The organism is Virgibacillus halotolerans, from assembly GCF_016908515.1.
Classification (GTDB): domain Bacteria; phylum Bacillota; class Bacilli; order Bacillales; family Amphibacillaceae; genus Virgibacillus_M; species Virgibacillus_M halotolerans.
Genome location: NZ_JAFBEA010000004.1, coordinates 57473 through 73580, shown reverse-complemented (window position 1 = coordinate 73580; position 16108 = coordinate 57473). Strand labels below are relative to the sequence as shown.

Genomic DNA, 16108 nt, shown 5'->3' with positions numbered 1-16108 from the left:
AATGGATAGGCGAGGAATTGGGATTTCCCAATTCCTTTTTTACAATCGTTTCTTCCTTTTCCTCTGAATTAACCATGCTTCTAATCCTCCAGAACCGAGTATGACGCCAGATACAATCAGGATAAGTCCGATAAAATGTGCTGGAATAATGGATTCATTTAAGAAAAGTGCTGCACCAATTAACGAGAAGAATGTGTTTAGATTAAGGAAAATAGATGTTTCCGCTGGTCCGACCTGGCCGATGGCATAATTATAAGCCATGTGTCCAACGCCAGTAGCGATCACGGCTGAGAAAAGAAATACGACCCACGCAGAAGGTGAAACACCAATAAGCGAAGCAATTCCATTCGGTTCTTTCCATAAACTAACAGCAAATAGTAAAAAGGAGCCGATGATCAACATATACCCCGTTAGAAGCCGTGGATCCATCGTTTTCGAAGCCCGTTTAATTAAAATGAAACTGAGCGCTTGTGAAATAATGGCGAATAAAATATTCACATCCCCAAAATTAATAGAATGTAGCCCACCACTTCCAACTAAAACAGTCGCACTCACACCTAAAGTGCCGAAAATAAAACCGATGAATTGGATAAATGTAGGTTTCCTTTTTAAAAAGATCATGGAGAATACAACTGTTAAAAGTGGCCCCAACCCTAGTATCAATCCCGTATTTGTGGCAGATGTTTTCGTAAGCCCCTCCGCCAAAAAGTAATGATGAAAAACCACACTTAAAAATGCACCACCGATAATATAACCCCACTCTGAGTTTTTCGGAAGGCGCACTAAGCGCGAGCATATCAGAATAAGAAACGCAGTTAAAGCGGCCACGAAAATCCTTAATGAGGTGATCGTAATGGGCATGAAGTTTTCAACAACAATTTTTAGCGCAGAAACGTTCATCCCCCAACTCAACATAATGAGAACAATGATTATATATATCTTTCTAGAGCTCAATTTGTTTGGTCACCACCTAAAAATGACGTAATGCATGCAAGCTTACCATATTTTGGGGAGGTGCGTATAACAAGTGAACTGGGCGCGCTGCGCTGGAAGTTGGGCAGCAAAGATGGAATGTTGATCTGTCGTCGCATGAGCTCGATCCCGATTGTCGAAAGGTGAGTCCCGCCCTCAGAAGGTTGAGCACCAATCGCCAAAAGTCGCCCCCCTCACTGAAAGCCACTCGCTACACACTTGGAATCGCTTCCTCTTTTATCGCAAATTACTTGTTTACCCAACTGTCGTTATTTGGAAGGCGACAATATCCAAGAAGCTGATATAATAGTATAGATAAGGTAAAATATCTATCATTTCACTTTATGATTCTAGTTTTCAGATATTGGCAAGAAAGAATAATCTGATATATTAAGATTTAAATAAGAAATGATTTTTTATTCGTAACATAATTTTTTTATGTTAAAATGTGTTAGGTGTTGTCAAAGTGTGTCTAAACACTGCGGTTGATGGGTTTTGGGGAAAAAGACCTACATACTTAGAGACTGCTTTATGAATGGTAAAGGAAGGATATAGCTATGTTATTAATTCCAATTGTGCTGATTATTGCGCTGGTTGCAGGTATTGTGGAATGGAATGCACATAAAAAGCATGTAAATGCCTTGCCGATCAGGGTGAATGTGAACGGGATCCGTGGGAAATCAACGGTGACGCGTTTAATTACAGGAATCATTAAAGAGGCAGGGTATAAAACGATCGGGAAAACAACAGGAACTTCAGCACGGCTTATTTACTGGGATACCCCAGAGGAGGAGCCAATCAAACGTCGTCCGGAAGGGCCGAATATTCATGAGCAGAAAATGGTTATGAAGCGGGCTGCCGAGATGGGTGCAGAAGCATTGGTTAGTGAGTGTATGGCGGTAAATCCAGATTATCAAATTGTGTTTCAGGAAAAGTTGGTCCAAGCGAACATTGGCGTGATTGTCAATGTGTTGGAAGACCATATGGATGTCATGGGGCCAACACTGGATAATGTTGCAGAGGCTTTTACAGCAACGATTCCGTATCATGGGCACTTGATTATTTCTGAGGGTCCTTATGTGGATTATTTTAAAAAAGAAGCGACGAAAAGAAATACGAAAGTGATCGTTGCAGATAATAGTAAAATTTCCGAGTCCTATTTACGTAAGTTTGATTATATGATATTCCCGGAAAATGCTTCGCTGTCCTTGGCGGTGTCAGAAGCGCTTGGTATAGATGAAGAAACAGCATATCGCGGGATGCTGAACGCGCATCCGGATCCGGGGGCAATGCGGATTAAGCAAATCAAACAGGGAAAATCAACTGGTTATTTTGTCAATGGATTCGCTGCGAATGATCCGGCTTCAACAATTAATATTTGGAAACGGGTGGAGTCTTTAGGCTATCCTACGAAGTATCCGATTATCTTGATGAATTGCCGGGAGGACCGTGTGGACCGGACGATTCAATTTGCGGATGATGTGTTGCCACATTTGCCGATAGATACGCTTGTACTGATCGGTGAAAAGGCTGATCCAATTAAGAACGCGGTGAAATCAGGTAGGTTGAAAGTTAATCAAATGCTGGATTTGCAAGGGAAATCAACAGATGAAATTTACGAAACGTTATTCGAAATAACGTCTAATAATGTCATATATGGAATTGGAAATGTTCACGGTGCTGCGGAGCCGTTAATCGAGAAACTACAGAAATAGGAGGATCATAGCATGTTCGGTTCAGATTTATATATTGCACTCGTGCTTGGCGTCATACTTAGTTTACTTTTTTCAGAAAGAACGGGCATTGTTCCGGCGGGGATGGTTGTGCCGGGCTACCTGGCATTGATATTTGACCAGCCGATATTTATCGCCGTCATTTTCGGAATCAGTCTATTAACCTATGTGATTGTGACGTATGGCCTGTCACGGATTACACTGCTGTACGGACGGAGAAAATTTGCTGCCATGCTCGCGGTGGGGATTGTATTGAAACTCGTCCTGGATTATACCTATCCAACGCTCCCATTTGAGATCTTTGAGTTTAGGGGCATCGGGGTTATCGTCCCCGGCTTAATTGCGAATACGATTCAAAAGCAGGGAGCAGTTATTACAATCGGAAGCACGCTCCTGTTAAGTGGACTCACATTTGTTATTCTTAGCGTCTATTATCTCATATAGGAAGGGTTCATATGTCTAGAAAATTAACGTACCAAGAAAAATTATTACAGATGGGTAAAAGGCAAAAGAAATCCGCCGGCAAGCACGCGATAATCGGACTCATCTTCTGTGTGCTGTTCATTATCTGCCATGAAATGTTCGTTTCATCTGACGTTGCCAAGGTGGAAAAACACGCGGATTCACAATTTACCGCAACCTTTGTTGGTGACCTGATGTTTGGGCGTAATGTGGAAGACGTTAGGGAAAAGCACGGGACAGCCCATTTGTTTGAGAAAGTGCTACCGTTCTTTGAAAATGCGGATTATGCATCAGGTAATTTTGAGAATCCAATCCTCAATAATGAGGAAAAGGATTATGAGGAAATAGATAAAATAATCCATCTGCATACAGATACCGAGGCGATTCAAGCATTAAAAGATGCGAACTTCACCACAGTCAATTTGGCTAATAATCACATGATGGATTATGGGATAGAAGGGCTAAATGACACGATCAAAGCGGTCAAGGATACAGGTTTAAATTATGTCGGCGCAGGGAAAAACGTAGGGGAAGCATCTGCAGTCGATTACCAGGAAATCAATGGTCTGACGATTGCGACCCTCGGATTTACAGACGCACTTGTTGAAGGCTTTTCAGCACTCGGTTATCGGGGCGGGGTTGCACGGGCAACACCAGATAACATTTTCCCAATGATCGAGGAAGCAAATGAGAAAGCGGATCTTGTGTTTGTTAATATGCACTGGGGCGTCGAATATGACAACCAGCCACACCCGAGGCAAAGAGAATTAGCGGAAGCCATGATCGATGTCGGCGCAGATGCCATCATCGGGCACCATTCACACGTATTATCCGAAGTGGAAAAATATAAGGATGGGATTATCTTTTACGGACTCGGCAATTTCATCTTTGACCAGGGGTGGACACGGACGAAGGATAGTGCTGTCGTCCAATATGATCTCATGAAAGACGGGACAGGCCGATTTGAAATCACCCCGATTCGAATTCGTGGTGCACAGCCATATGTAACGAAAAATAAATATTACCAAATGAAAATTCATAAGCAATTAACGAAACATCAACCAAAAGAAAATTTCAAAAAAGAAGATGGAAAACTGATCCTGGAAGTGGATCATTCCGATGTTTTAAAGAAAAGGGGATCTGATCGTGGGCAATAAAAAACTGATTACCATCTTGTCGATTGTTGTCGTTGCAGGATTGTTATTTATTTACGCGAAGCAAGGAATGTTCGATAAAGAAGAATCTACAGATACGGATTATGGTGTTGAAGGGTCGGAAACGATCAATTCTGTCGATGGCTACGGGGTCAGTGCCTCCCACCCATTAGCTGTTAAAGCGGGAATGGATGTATTGGAAAAAGGTGGAAATGCGGCAGATGCTGCGATCGCTGTCTCCTATGTGCTTGGCGTTGTGGAGCCATATGGTTCGGGCGTCGGCGGTGGCGGAGAGATGTTGGTTTTGCCGAACGGGGCAGATGAGCCAACTGTCTATGAATACCGGGAAGTTGCACCAAAATCTGGTGCAAAGCCAGAATCATTTGCAATCCCCGGCCTTGTGAAAGGAATGGACGACCTGAAAAAGGATTTAGGTTCAGATTCATTGGAAATGAAAGATCTGATTGCGCCTGCGATTGAGTATGCGGAAAAAGGGTTCAAGGCAGATTCCCACTTAGTGGACAGGCTAAAAAAAGGTTCCCATCGGATGGATGTCGAAGCATTGTCGGAATTCTTTCCTGATGGTTCAATAATAGAAGTGAATGACATATTGAAACAGCCTAAATTAGCGGAAACATTACGGGCTATCCAAGATAAGGGTCCAGATGGATTTTATTCTGGAAAGGTCGCTAAACAAATTTTAGAACATGAAACAAAACTTGAAAAAGAAGATCTAACCAGCTATACCGCCAATAAGGGAAAAGCTGCACATGGGGAGTTTGCCCATTATGATGTGTACGCCGCACCACCACCACTTGCAGGTGTGACGCTCATTCAGTCCCTGCAAATGGCGGAACAATTAAATATCGCATCGACCGAGGATAATAAGCAGGATTATATTCATCTGATCGGTGAAATATCCAAACGAACCTATGATGATCGGATTAAACATGTTGGTGATGCGAGATTTCCTCATCCCGACTTAACAGATACAAAAGAATTGACATCTGACGATTATACAAAAGAGATGGCTGACACAATCTCACCTGACAAGCTATCGGAAGACTACGAAGTGAACGATTCGATATCAGATGAAGAAGACCATGATAATACGACACACTTTGTCATTGTTGATAAGGATGGTACAATGGTGTCAGCGACACATACGTTAGGAAACTTCTTTGGATCTGGCGCCAATGTTGGCGGGTTTTTCCTGAACAATCAAATGGAAAATTTCAGTACAAGAGACGACTCATTAAATAGTATTGAACCAGAAAAAACGCCAAGAAGCTTTACAAGTCCAGCTATTTTGACAAATGGCGAAAAAACAATCGGCATCGGCTCACCAGGCGGAAAAAGAATCCCAATGGTGATGACAGAAGTATTGATCAGGCATCTATTATTCGATGAACCCCTGGAAGATGCTATCGCAGCGAAACGATTTTATATTGAAGGTAATGACATCACTACCGAAACAGAACTAGATAAAGATGTGCAATCAGGCCTAAGGGCTCGCGGATATGAAATATTTCCAAAAAGAGATCCCGAATTTTACGGTGGTATCCAGGCACTTGTGATTGACAGAAAAGCCGATGCAATATATGGGGCAGCTGACGAACGCAGAAGCGGTATTTCGCAGGTCAAAGAAAATAAATAATACATGCAGGAGGAAGAAAAAGTGAAAAAAGTTATAACGGCTGCATGGCCATTTTTGCTACTTGTTCTCGCACTGACATTCATGACACAATTCAAACAAATAGACGATCTAACAGATAATGAACGATATGATATCCGTAACTATGTAAAAGCAGCTGAAGCAAAGTCTGATAGAGATACAGATACAGATACAGATACAGCCAGTGCTGACGAACCTGACAGCAGTGTGGCCAGTTCAAACATTGAAGTAGATGAAGTGGATCCGAACATGACCTACAAGATTACAGATGACGGAGAAACCGTAACCGTATATGATGATAATGGACCGGTAAACAAAATACCCCTGGAAAAATGGAAGGAAAACATCGAAGATTACTATGCGATGTATGGATTGGGATCGTAGTAGGGTATAAAAATATAAGATTGATAGATGGAGAGACTTCCTGCTGCTGCAGGAAGTCTCTTTTTGTGGGGGCATGGGATGGGTACTCAAGTTCTGTCATGCTACGTTCAACTAGTCGGGCGCCCAGTTCAAGTCCCACCATCTAATGTATCGCTGATTTAAACTTTCCACCTTGGGCTTCTTGGGCATCCATAATGGTTGTAAAGGCGCCTGGATCTATTTCGTGAACAATTTCTTTCAGCTTGGAAATTTCCAGACGAATAATCACTACATAGATAACCTCTTTATCATTATTGAGGTAGCCGCCTTTTCCATATAGTTTGGTTACCGTTCTGCCTAAACGATTATTGATTGCCTCAGCCATTTCTTCATATTCATCGGAAACAATAATTGCCGCTTTTGTATCATTAAGTCCTTGGGTAACGGCATCAATTGTTTTGGACGCGATATAATAAGTCAAAATGGAATACATCGCCTGCTCCCAACCAAGCACAAATCCTGCCCAACCAAAGATGAAAAAGTTAAAAAACATGACTGTCTCGCCAACGGAGAAAGGAACTTTTTTCGATAATAATATACTTAAAATTTCTGTACCATCGAGTGCCCCACCACTACGGATAACAATGCCAACCCCAGCGCCAAGCAAAATTCCCCCGAATACAGTCGCAAGAAGTGGTTCTGACGTAACAGGGCTGAAGGGTTGCAAATTAGGTTCGATGATAGCGAGCAAAATGATACTAAAAAGAGAAGAGATAAAGAAATTCTTACCGATATGTTTGTAACCAAAGTAGAGAAAAGGAAGATTAATAATAAATACGAGTATACCGAAGTTAATTCCCGTTATTTGATTTAACAATAACGAAATGCCGATGATGCCACCATCAATGATGGAATTTTGCACTAAGAAGAATTCAATCGCAACAGCCGCAAGGGTCGCACCGATCATGAGTAAAATATATCGACGGATCAAATGGGCCTTGCTTTCCGGCCTATGCTGTTTTTTCATATGATAAATCACCCGCTTAAAATGGATTAATATTAATATTATAATGGAAATGGCGCCATAGCGCTAATAGAAAGAATATATCAACCTATTTACATGTCAGCTTCGTGGTAGAGTCGGAGCCGTGCAAAAATGGACTTGCGCGTTCCTGAATCGGGCAGTAGTGGTCCTATGTCAAGAAAGTGGATACCAAAATTTAATCATTAGATTTTTAATATTTTTATGCGTCAGCTCTGAAAACTCCTATTTAACATTGTTATACCTGTATGAAATATGGTACTATTTTAATAAATGAAATAGTTTGAAATTTTATTTTGAATTAAATGGTATATCATTTGACCTGATGGAAACCTATGTAATCGATAGCAGTTACTAACTAAGCCTTTCGTAATGCATTTCTTTTAATCTGTAGTGTAGATAAAGGATGATAAAATAATTTAAATTAGAATATTCGGAGGTATCCATATTGAAAAATAATAATACTGTTGAAACTGATGATATTCTTTCCAATAATAGCCCCTCAATTAATAATTGGTCCCGAAAAATCAATGACTTTCAAGTATTGGTTATTTATGATGAAGAAGGAAAACATCAAGACCAAAATTTATCCAAAGTACTTAATAAAAATAAGATTAAGGGAAATACGAATATACCAATTTTCCAAGGTGCTATTAAATCAGACACATTTATTATTTGGCAACAATCATACCAGGAGAATAAAGAACTATTTTTTAAATTAAGGCTTAACGCTAGAAATGAACTTATTATACGAATAGTAAAAGTAATTGTAGCCTATTTACTTAATAAGTATCAGGATTACTCGACAACTTCCATACATGAACATCCCAAACTAAAGGAAAATGACTTTATAGAAAAATTAATTGAAAAGTATGATTGTATTTTAAAAAATGACAGCTTTTTAGCGGATTATAAAGTTTGGGACGATTTTTGTAACTGGTTTAAGACGTATCTTATGGGCAGAATATTAAAGGATATGGAAAAAAATATTGGTTTAAGCAAATTAGAAAAGATGGGTGAAAGTCAAATAAATGACTCATTCCATGAAAATATCACTAATAATTTATCTAACAATTCGCAGTTTGCAATTGATTTTAAAAACATTGTAAATAGTTATGTGAATGATTGGATTACAAAAATTTTTACTGAAATGGATATTGAAAAATGGCCGATGTCCAAGATAACAGAATCACTTAATCTTAGGGAGAGCGCAATAATCAAAACCAGAAAGGATATCACAGTGACGCTGCTCAATCAAGGTAATTTACTAGTGATGAGTAATGCTGTATATCAGTCGGTTAGAGAATCGATTTCTAATAATAAATTTCAATATTATAATGATACACGATGGCCGACCGCCATTTTAGACAAAGGGTCAATCAAAGGAACGGTACAATTAAAACCTATTAAAACGAGTGAAGATTCAACAACTATTCAGCACCTATGGTCACAAGCAAAAGACCTATCTGAACTGGATGTCGATGTTTTTGACTCATTATGTAGTTATTATTTATCCAAAGCCAAACACCATGAAGATATTGTAGAAATTCACCTTAATGACTTATTATCCATGCGTGGATTGAAAGCAAAACTTGGTGGGGGTGGACGGAGAGGCGGTTATGAAGTAAAACAACGCATGCAAATTTTGCAAGCGCTTTCTAAAATACAGAGCTTGTGGATTAATTTGGAGAAAATAATAGTTTATGAAAAGGGAAGACCAGTTCAAAAGGCATTACAAGGAAGGGCATTTATATTTAAGGATCTTAACCACAATGATTATCATATTGAAAGACATTTAACAGAGAAAAAAATTTTTTATATGGTTGGTGAGGTATTTGCTAACTTTTTGCGTGGATCGGGAAGACAAGTAGCCTTTCTTCCTATACAAGCATTACAATATAATCCATATCACGAAGTATGGGAAAAAAAACTTACGAGATATTTAAGCTGGAGATGGAGGACTCAGGCAAGAGGTGGGGACTATTTACAACCTCATAAAATAAGCACCCTGCTAGATGCAATAGGTTTAGAAATGAATGGGCGTACACCTTCTCGTACGAGAGAAAGGTTGGAAAAGGCTTTTGATATATTACTTGAAGATGGTGTAATAGCTTCATGGCAGTATGAAAAATGGAATGAAGATATAGCGATGAACAACGGCTGGTCACGCATCTGGGAGAACGCTACTATTATTATTGATCCACCTGAATTAATCAAGGAACAATATCGCCCAATTGGAAAAAAACGAAAGGTCCAAACCAGTCATCAAAAAATAGACAATCAAAAAGGTAGAAGAGACCTTGGTAAACAGATAAAGGAGCTTCGTAAAAAACTTGATCTCACATTAATACAAGTAGCAGATGAAATAGAAATATCTGTATCATACTTAAGTAATATTGAAAGAGGAATGAAGAATCCCTCAACTAACATAAAGTCCCGAATAGAGGATTGGATGAGAATTTATTCATAACCCCATGCAATTTAGCATGAGGTTATTTTATTATGCTGAATGATACTATTCAGTTTTCTTGTCGGTGTCATGATGTATGAAAGTCGGGTTAGTTTTGTATGTTAAAAAGTTTTTAGTATTACTGATTATTGTATTACCAACGTTTCAGTTGCATAGTAAAAAAGTTACTCTCCTAATAATTAAATTATTTTGAGTAAAAATGACTTTAGTGAAATAAAAATAACTTCATTTATAATTACAACTAAGTAATCAATAGTAGTTATAAAAAATGAGGTGACTGAAAATGGTTAATGAGCAAACTTCTTATTTAACGCTTGAACCTTTATTTAATCCCAAGGTTGTTGCAGTCCTTGGTGCTTCCGAAAATAAAAATAAAATAGGTTACCTGCAGGTTAAAGCCTTATTGGATAGCGGGTACAAAGGAGACATTTATCCAATTAATCCAAAATCCGAAATGATTGAGGGTCTCATGTGTTATCCATCTTTGTCAGATGTACCTAAACATGTAGACTTGGCGTTCTTTTGCGTAAGTGCTGATAAGGTAAAGTCCTGTTTGGAGGATTGTGGTAAAAGTAAAGTAAAAACTGCAGTGATCTTTGCTTCAGGATTTTCCGAGGCTGGAAAAGAAGGATTAAAGGAACAGCAGCTTATGAATGATATAGCCAAGGAAAATGGCGTTCGTATTATTGGACCAAATTGTGTTGGCTTGGTAAATACGACCAACGGGTTAATGGGTACATTTTCACCGGGCCTTACAAATATTCCCTTTAATGATCAAAAGGAAGTTGGATTTATTACACAAAGTGGTGCGTTTGGTGTACTAACATACATTGCAGCAGCTCAACATGGACTAACTTTTAACTACTTTATCAGTGTTGGAAACGAAGTCAACACGGAATTTTCCGATGTAATTGAATACATGATTTATGATCCGGATACAAGTGTGATTTCCGGCTATTTAGAGGGGGAAAAAAATCCTAAAAAGTTACGCAAGCTCGCACAACAAGCACTTCATAAAAATAAACCAATTATTATTATGAAGTCGGGAAGAAGTTCAGCAGGTAGCAGAGCAGCGGCTTCACATACAGGTTCATTGGCGGGATCAGATAAGATTTATGATGGTTTTTTCAAACAAACAGGCATTATTCGCGCAGATGATTATGAAGATATTATTTCATTTTCTAAGCTGTTTCTGTCCAAAAAGCTGCCAACAGGGAGAAATACTGTCATTATTACCAGTTCCGGTGGAAGAGGGATTAATGAAGCTGATCGGTGCGAATCTTATGGGCTTAACATTCACGCTCTAAACGAAAAAACAAAGTTGGAAATACAAAAAAGCATTCCAGATTTTGCAAGCGCTTCAAATCCTGTTGATTTGACAGCAGCAGCAGCAATTACCAATCCTGAGCTGTTTATTGCACCAATGAAAGCACTAATAAATGACTCTGATACGGATATTATTGTCTTCTCTGAATTTCCAATGGAATGGGATGAAAATAATCCATTATTAGAGGAGTTTATTAAACTATGCAAAAGTACTGATAAATTTGTTTTAGTCACAACATTCCCATTGGAAGGAATGTCGGTTCCAAAAGCTGCACCTGTACTTGCGAAAAACGGTATACCATTTGTTCCAGGAAATTTAAATCCTGTTAGGGCTTTAGCTAAGTTAGTTAACTATAGCGAAAAATATTATAAAACAAAGCTTGAAGTTAATCAAACAATAGAACAGAACAACAATAAAGAAAACTTGAAGGACTTACTACCACCTGGAGTAACGTTAAGTGAATCACAGGCAAGTAACATTTTAGATTCATATGGTATTCCAACAACGAAAAAAGCTGTAGCAAAGTCAGTAAATGAAGCGATTCAACATGCAAGTCATATTGGTTATCCGGTTGTCTTAAAAGTAGACTCACCTGATATACCGCATAAATCTGAAGCGAACGCTATTAAACTGAACCTAAGAAATGATAAGGAAGTAATAGATGCATTTAAAGAAATAAACCAACATGCAGTTAATTACAATCCGAATGCGAGAATCAATGGTGTATCCGTTCAGGAAATGCTTCCAGAGGGTGTCGAAATAATAGTAGGGGTTACCAATGACACGGCTTTTGGACCTGTGATTATGCTGGGTTTAGGCGGGATCTTTGTAGAAGTATTTAAAGATATTTCGTTCCGGGTTGCACCTATAACAAGAAATGATGCTATCGAGATGATTGATGAACTTAAGAGCTCGTTAATTCTAAAAGGAGCCCGTGGAAAGTCACCTGTTGATATTGATGCAATTGTCGATGTTTTATTAAAAGTTTCAGCCCTTGTTTCTAATTATGGGGATGAGATAAAAGAACTGGACATCAACCCGCTAATTGTTTATGAAAAAGGAATTATTGCAGCAGATGCAATGCTTGTTGTTCACGAAGAAAAAAATAATACAACCGTGGTTGGGAGGTAATGAAATGGATTTGGATAAAAGCATTATCGGATTATCGGGAGAAAAATTCACTTTTGAAGTTGAAAAGGGGCATATACGCCGGTTTGCTGAGGCAATTGGAGATAACAACCCATTATATGCAAATGAAAAATATGCTTCAGAGACGCCATATGGTGGAATGATTGCACCGCCAACCTTCCCCATTGCAGCTGCAGGTGGAGATCTTCCACTTGACCTAGACACTCGGCGTATGCTGCATGGAGAACAGGAATTTATCTATTATCAACCAATTCGACCGGGGGATTGCCTATACTGTCAAATGAAGGTCAATGATCTATATGAACGCGAAGGGAAAAGCGGCAGTATGCAATTCCTAGTATTGGATACCGAAATGAAAGATCAAGAAGGTCAAATGGTGGCTATTAGCCGCATGAATATTATTTATCGAAAATTAACTACTAAATGAAGGAGGGGCTTCGATGGCATTAAATACTTCAGTGAAATTTGCATCCTTACAGGAAGGGCAACAACTTGAGTCCTTAACAAAACCTCCTGTTACAAAGGTGCAATTAGTCAAATATGCAGGAGCATCAGGGGATTTCAATCCATTGCATACAGATGATGCATTCGCACAAAAAATGGGAATGGATGGTGTCATTGCACACGGAATGCTGGTTATGGGATTCCTGGGTGAGTATGTTATGGAACTCGCTGGAAACAGTGCGGAACTTTCTCATTTTCAAATGCGTTTTGGAAGCGTTACCAAACCTGGCGATCACATAACTTGTTCGTCTGTTGTGTCAAAGGTATTTGAAAAAGCCGGTGACCACTATATTGCATTAGATCTGCAAGCAGAAAAGGCATCAGGAAAAGTTGTTGGCACAGGAAAAGCTACATTACGAGTTTTTTAGAGTTCGAAGCAGGATATAAAGGAGGTATTTACGAATGGGAAAAATAACTGATCGTTATGCAATTGTGGGTGTAGGGGAAAGTGAACGTTCGAGAAATTCAGGCACTACCCCGCTACATATGGCATTAGATGCTGCAAGATCTGCGCTTCATGATGCTGGTTTGAATGCACAAGATATTGATGGATTTATGAATTATAACGAAAATGACTCTTGTACATCACACGATCTAGCAACATATTTGGGTGTGCGTCCGAAATACGTAAAGGATATACAGGGGGGCGGAAGTAGTACCGAAATGTTAATAGGCGACGCTATTAGTCTAATTGAGGCAGGCATGTTAAATACCGTTTTAATTTTCCGTTCCATGAATGGGAGTTCGGGGCAACGTGTGGGGAGAGGATACAATCCGGATATGCTGCAATCAGCTTTGCCTGGAGGAAGCTATATCATTCCATATGGATCTGCAAGTCCCTCTCAGTGGTTTGGGATGTTTGCAACCCGTCATATGCATGAAACCGGGATTACAAAAGAGCATCTTGGGCATGTTTGTCTAAGCTTTTATGAACATGCACAGCGAAATCCAAAAGCATTTTTACATGGTAAACCACTTACAATGGAGAAGTATTTGGAAACACCAGATATTAGTTATCCATTTAATATTCATGATTCCTGTGTGGAACTGGATGAAGCGAATGCCATTGTCGTTACTTCAGCAGAAAGAGCGAAGGCTTGTAAATCAAAGCCGGTTTATATTATGGGCATCACCCCAAGACAATGTCATCCGAATGCTCATTATTGGGCGGATTTGACAAAAGTTGCTTCTGATTATGTGGGAGAAGAATTATATAAGTCAGCTGGTGTGAAACCAGAGGATATTCAAGTTGCTTCCATTTATGATTGTTTTAGCTGGGTAGTATTGCGTCAACTGGAAGCATACGGACTTGCACCACGTGGGGAAGTTGGGGATTTTGCTGCTGAAGGTAATTTGCGTATGGGAGGAAGCCTGCCAACTAATACGGCAGGAGGCATGTTATCTGAAGGGTATACACATGGAATGAATAATGTATTGGAGATTGTCCGTCAATTACGCCATCAATATAAAGAAACTGATCGGCAGGTTGAGGATTGTGAGATTGGTATATGTACTGGTTGGAGCGGACCAGACATTGCTGGAGCTATGATTCTTAGAAAATAGGAGGGTTAACAATGGAATATCAAAAACCAATTCCACTTAAAACGGAAGACAATAAACATTATTGGGATATGGCAGATCAGCATGAGCTATCTTTACAAAAATGTAATGATTGTGGGCATTATGCACATCCACCCGGACCGAGTTGTGTGCATTGTGGAGGGCAAAACCTTAGCTGGGAAGCATTAGGAAAGGACGTTAGGGCAACTATTTATTCTTATGTTATAACCTATCGACCATTTTTACCCGGATTTCAGGATGACTTACCATTGATTATTGCTCAAGCTGAATTAGAGAAGGTACCGGAAGTAAAGATTATGTGCAATGTGATAGATTGTAAGGCTGACAATGTTTACATTGGCATGTCCGTACAGATGACATGGCAGGATATAACGGAAGATAGGGCGCTTCCTCAATGGATTCCAGTAGTAGTCTGAAATGGAAAATATGATCAATCGGACAAGAGGGGGACGGGTATAAATGGATTTTTCTATTTCAAAACAAGAAGAAGAATTTCGCCATGAATTACGATCATGGCTGGAGGAAAATCTTCCAGCGGGATGGCTTGAGGGCAACAAGGACTTACCTAATGATAAAGAGGCGTATTCAACATTTTTACGAGACTGGCAGAAAACGCTTTATGAAGGTGGATGGGCAGCAGTTGCGTGGCCTAAAGAATATGGCGGACGAAATGCTACTTTAATGGAAGAGATCATCTATCATCAGGAAATGGTTCGAGTGGAAGCACCACCATTAGTAAATTATATTGGTATTCATATGGTTGGTCCGACACTGATACAGTCCGGAACAGAAGAACAAAAAGAAAAATATATAAAAAAAATAGTTACAGGTGAAGAAGTATGGTGTCAAGGCTATTCGGAACCTAACGCAGGGTCCGATTTGTCAGCTATTAAAACAAGTGCAATTAAGGACGGGGATCACTGGATTATTAACGGGCAGAAAGTATGGACTAGTTATGGTCATTTAGCTGATAAATGTTTTTTACTTGCTCGCACCAGTAATAATCAGGAGAAAAAGCATCGTGGGATTACAGCGTTTCTGCTTGATATGCATCAGGCTGGCGTTGAAACAAGACCTATTACGCAAATGGATGGCCGGCAGGAATTTAATGAAGTGTATCTAACCGATGCCATTGCATATGATTCTGATGTTATTGGTGAGGTCGACAAAGGCTGGAGGGTAATGATTGCATTAATGCTGCATGAACGAACGGGGATAGGCGCTGAATTGTTCACACTTGAGAAACGTTTCACCGATATGGTTGCCCTGACAAAAGAATATAAAGTGAATGGTATACCTTTAATTGAAGATCCATTTGTAAAACAAAAAATGGCTAATTTTTACACTCGGTTCCGGGGATCACTTTTAAATTACTACCGAAATCTGACTACAACACTAAAAAAGGGGCAGCCAGGTCCGGAAAGCTCTATTGATAAATTATTGGTCAGCGAACTTACCAAAGAAATGGCTGGCTTTATGGTATCCATACAAGGCCACAGAGGCGTTCTGTGGAAGGAAGATGCATCAGCTAATACCGTTTGGCAAGATAATTTCCTAGCATCATTTGGCCAGACAATTGGCGGCGGTACTAGCGAAGTGCAACGAAATACGATAGGCGAGCGTGTATTAGGCTTACCGAAAGATATGGGACGTTAACTGAAAATGGAGGTGCAGGA

Annotated in this window: 14 protein-coding genes; 12 read left to right on the top strand and 2 right to left on the bottom strand. The window is 39.5% G+C overall.

All coding sequences use genetic code 11. From position 1 onward, the window contains the following. Positions 1-39 precede the first annotated feature (39 nt). Positions 40-954 (bottom strand): DMT family transporter, encoded by a 915-nt coding sequence (locus JOC34_RS11500; RefSeq protein ID WP_205136912.1) that lies wholly within the window; start codon positions 952-954, stop codon positions 40-42. Between the two features lie 575 nt (positions 955-1529). Between JOC34_RS11500 and pgsB the strand changes: the two genes are divergently transcribed. The 5 genes from pgsB to JOC34_RS11475 are packed head-to-tail and all read left to right on the top strand — an operon-like array spanning position 1530 to position 6380. After that, positions 1530-2687, top strand: a complete 1158-nt coding sequence (gene pgsB, locus JOC34_RS11495) for a poly-gamma-glutamate synthase PgsB (RefSeq protein WP_205136911.1) — start codon at positions 1530-1532, stop codon at positions 2685-2687. Between the two features lie 12 nt (positions 2688-2699). Then, positions 2700-3149 (top strand): poly-gamma-glutamate biosynthesis protein PgsC, encoded by a 450-nt coding sequence (pgsC, locus tag JOC34_RS11490; RefSeq protein ID WP_205136910.1) that lies wholly within the window; start codon positions 2700-2702, stop codon positions 3147-3149. Positions 3150-3160: 11 nt separating this feature from the next. Continuing rightward, positions 3161-4324, top strand: coding sequence for a CapA family protein (locus JOC34_RS11485; protein ID WP_205136909.1), 1164 nt, complete (start codon positions 3161-3163; stop codon positions 4322-4324). Beyond that, the gene (locus JOC34_RS11480) at positions 4314-5978 is read left to right on the top strand and encodes a gamma-glutamyltransferase family protein (RefSeq protein WP_338062671.1); all 1665 of its coding nucleotides are present in this window, start codon (positions 4314-4316) and stop codon (positions 5976-5978) included. Before JOC34_RS11485 ends, JOC34_RS11480 begins: the two co-directional genes overlap by 11 nt. Positions 5979-5999: 21 nt before the next feature. Next, complete coding sequence (locus tag JOC34_RS11475) at positions 6000-6380, top strand: hypothetical protein (protein ID WP_205136908.1); 381 nt, start codon at positions 6000-6002, stop codon at positions 6378-6380. A 142-nt stretch (positions 6381-6522) separates the two neighbouring features. Here the strand turns inward: JOC34_RS11475 and JOC34_RS11470 are convergent, their stop codons facing one another. Next, the gene (locus JOC34_RS11470) at positions 6523-7386 is read right to left on the bottom strand and encodes a YitT family protein (protein ID WP_205136907.1); all 864 of its coding nucleotides are present in this window, start codon (positions 7384-7386) and stop codon (positions 6523-6525) included. Between the two features lie 463 nt (positions 7387-7849). Here JOC34_RS11470 and JOC34_RS11465 point away from each other — a divergent pair, with 463 nt between their 5' ends. The 7 genes from JOC34_RS11465 (at position 7850) to JOC34_RS11435 (ending at position 16088) form a co-directional block, all read left to right on the top strand. Further along, a complete protein-coding gene (locus tag JOC34_RS11465; protein ID WP_205136906.1) occupies positions 7850-9871 on the top strand; it encodes a helix-turn-helix domain-containing protein in 2022 nt (673 codons plus the stop codon). Positions 9872-10154: 283 nt separating this feature from the next. Continuing rightward, a complete protein-coding gene (locus JOC34_RS11460; RefSeq protein WP_205136905.1) occupies positions 10155-12329 on the top strand; it encodes an acetate--CoA ligase family protein in 2175 nt (724 codons plus the stop codon). A 4-nt stretch (positions 12330-12333) separates the two neighbouring features. Continuing rightward, entirely contained in the window at positions 12334-12774 is a 441-nt protein-coding gene (locus tag JOC34_RS11455; RefSeq protein WP_205136904.1) for a MaoC family dehydratase N-terminal domain-containing protein, read from the top strand. Between the two features lie 13 nt (positions 12775-12787). Next, the gene (locus JOC34_RS11450) at positions 12788-13219 is read left to right on the top strand and encodes a MaoC/PaaZ C-terminal domain-containing protein (RefSeq protein ID WP_205136903.1); all 432 of its coding nucleotides are present in this window, start codon (positions 12788-12790) and stop codon (positions 13217-13219) included. Positions 13220-13253: 34 nt separating this feature from the next. Further along, on the top strand, positions 13254-14414 hold the full coding sequence (locus tag JOC34_RS11445) for a thiolase C-terminal domain-containing protein (RefSeq protein ID WP_205136902.1): 1161 nt from the start codon (positions 13254-13256) through the stop codon (positions 14412-14414). 11 nt (positions 14415-14425) lie between these two features. Continuing rightward, a complete protein-coding gene (locus JOC34_RS11440) occupies positions 14426-14848 on the top strand; it encodes a Zn-ribbon domain-containing OB-fold protein (protein WP_205136901.1) in 423 nt (140 codons plus the stop codon). 43 nt (positions 14849-14891) lie between these two features. Beyond that, entirely contained in the window at positions 14892-16088 is a 1197-nt protein-coding gene (locus JOC34_RS11435; RefSeq protein WP_205136900.1) for an acyl-CoA dehydrogenase family protein, read from the top strand. Positions 16089-16108: the final 20 nt, after the last annotated feature.

Excerpts from the sequence above, each read along its gene's own strand:
- pgsB (WP_205136911.1), top strand. The coding sequence starts at position 1,530 with ATGTTATTAATTCCAATTGTGCTGATTATTGCGCTGGTTGCAGGTATT.
- pgsC (WP_205136910.1), top strand. The coding sequence starts at position 2,700 with ATGTTCGGTTCAGATTTATATATTGCACTCGTGCTTGGCGTCATACTT.
- JOC34_RS11485 (WP_205136909.1), top strand. The coding sequence starts at position 3,161 with ATGTCTAGAAAATTAACGTACCAAGAAAAATTATTACAGATGGGTAAA.
- JOC34_RS11470 (WP_205136907.1), bottom strand. The coding sequence starts at position 7,386 with ATGAAAAAACAGCATAGGCCGGAAAGCAAGGCCCATTTGATCCGTCGA.
- JOC34_RS11460 (WP_205136905.1), top strand. The coding sequence starts at position 10,155 with ATGGTTAATGAGCAAACTTCTTATTTAACGCTTGAACCTTTATTTAAT.
- JOC34_RS11455 (WP_205136904.1), top strand. The coding sequence starts at position 12,334 with ATGGATTTGGATAAAAGCATTATCGGATTATCGGGAGAAAAATTCACT.
- JOC34_RS11450 (WP_205136903.1), top strand. The coding sequence starts at position 12,788 with ATGGCATTAAATACTTCAGTGAAATTTGCATCCTTACAGGAAGGGCAA.
- JOC34_RS11445 (WP_205136902.1), top strand. The coding sequence starts at position 13,254 with ATGGGAAAAATAACTGATCGTTATGCAATTGTGGGTGTAGGGGAAAGT.
- JOC34_RS11440 (WP_205136901.1), top strand. The coding sequence starts at position 14,426 with ATGGAATATCAAAAACCAATTCCACTTAAAACGGAAGACAATAAACAT.
- JOC34_RS11435 (WP_205136900.1), top strand. The coding sequence starts at position 14,892 with ATGGATTTTTCTATTTCAAAACAAGAAGAAGAATTTCGCCATGAATTA.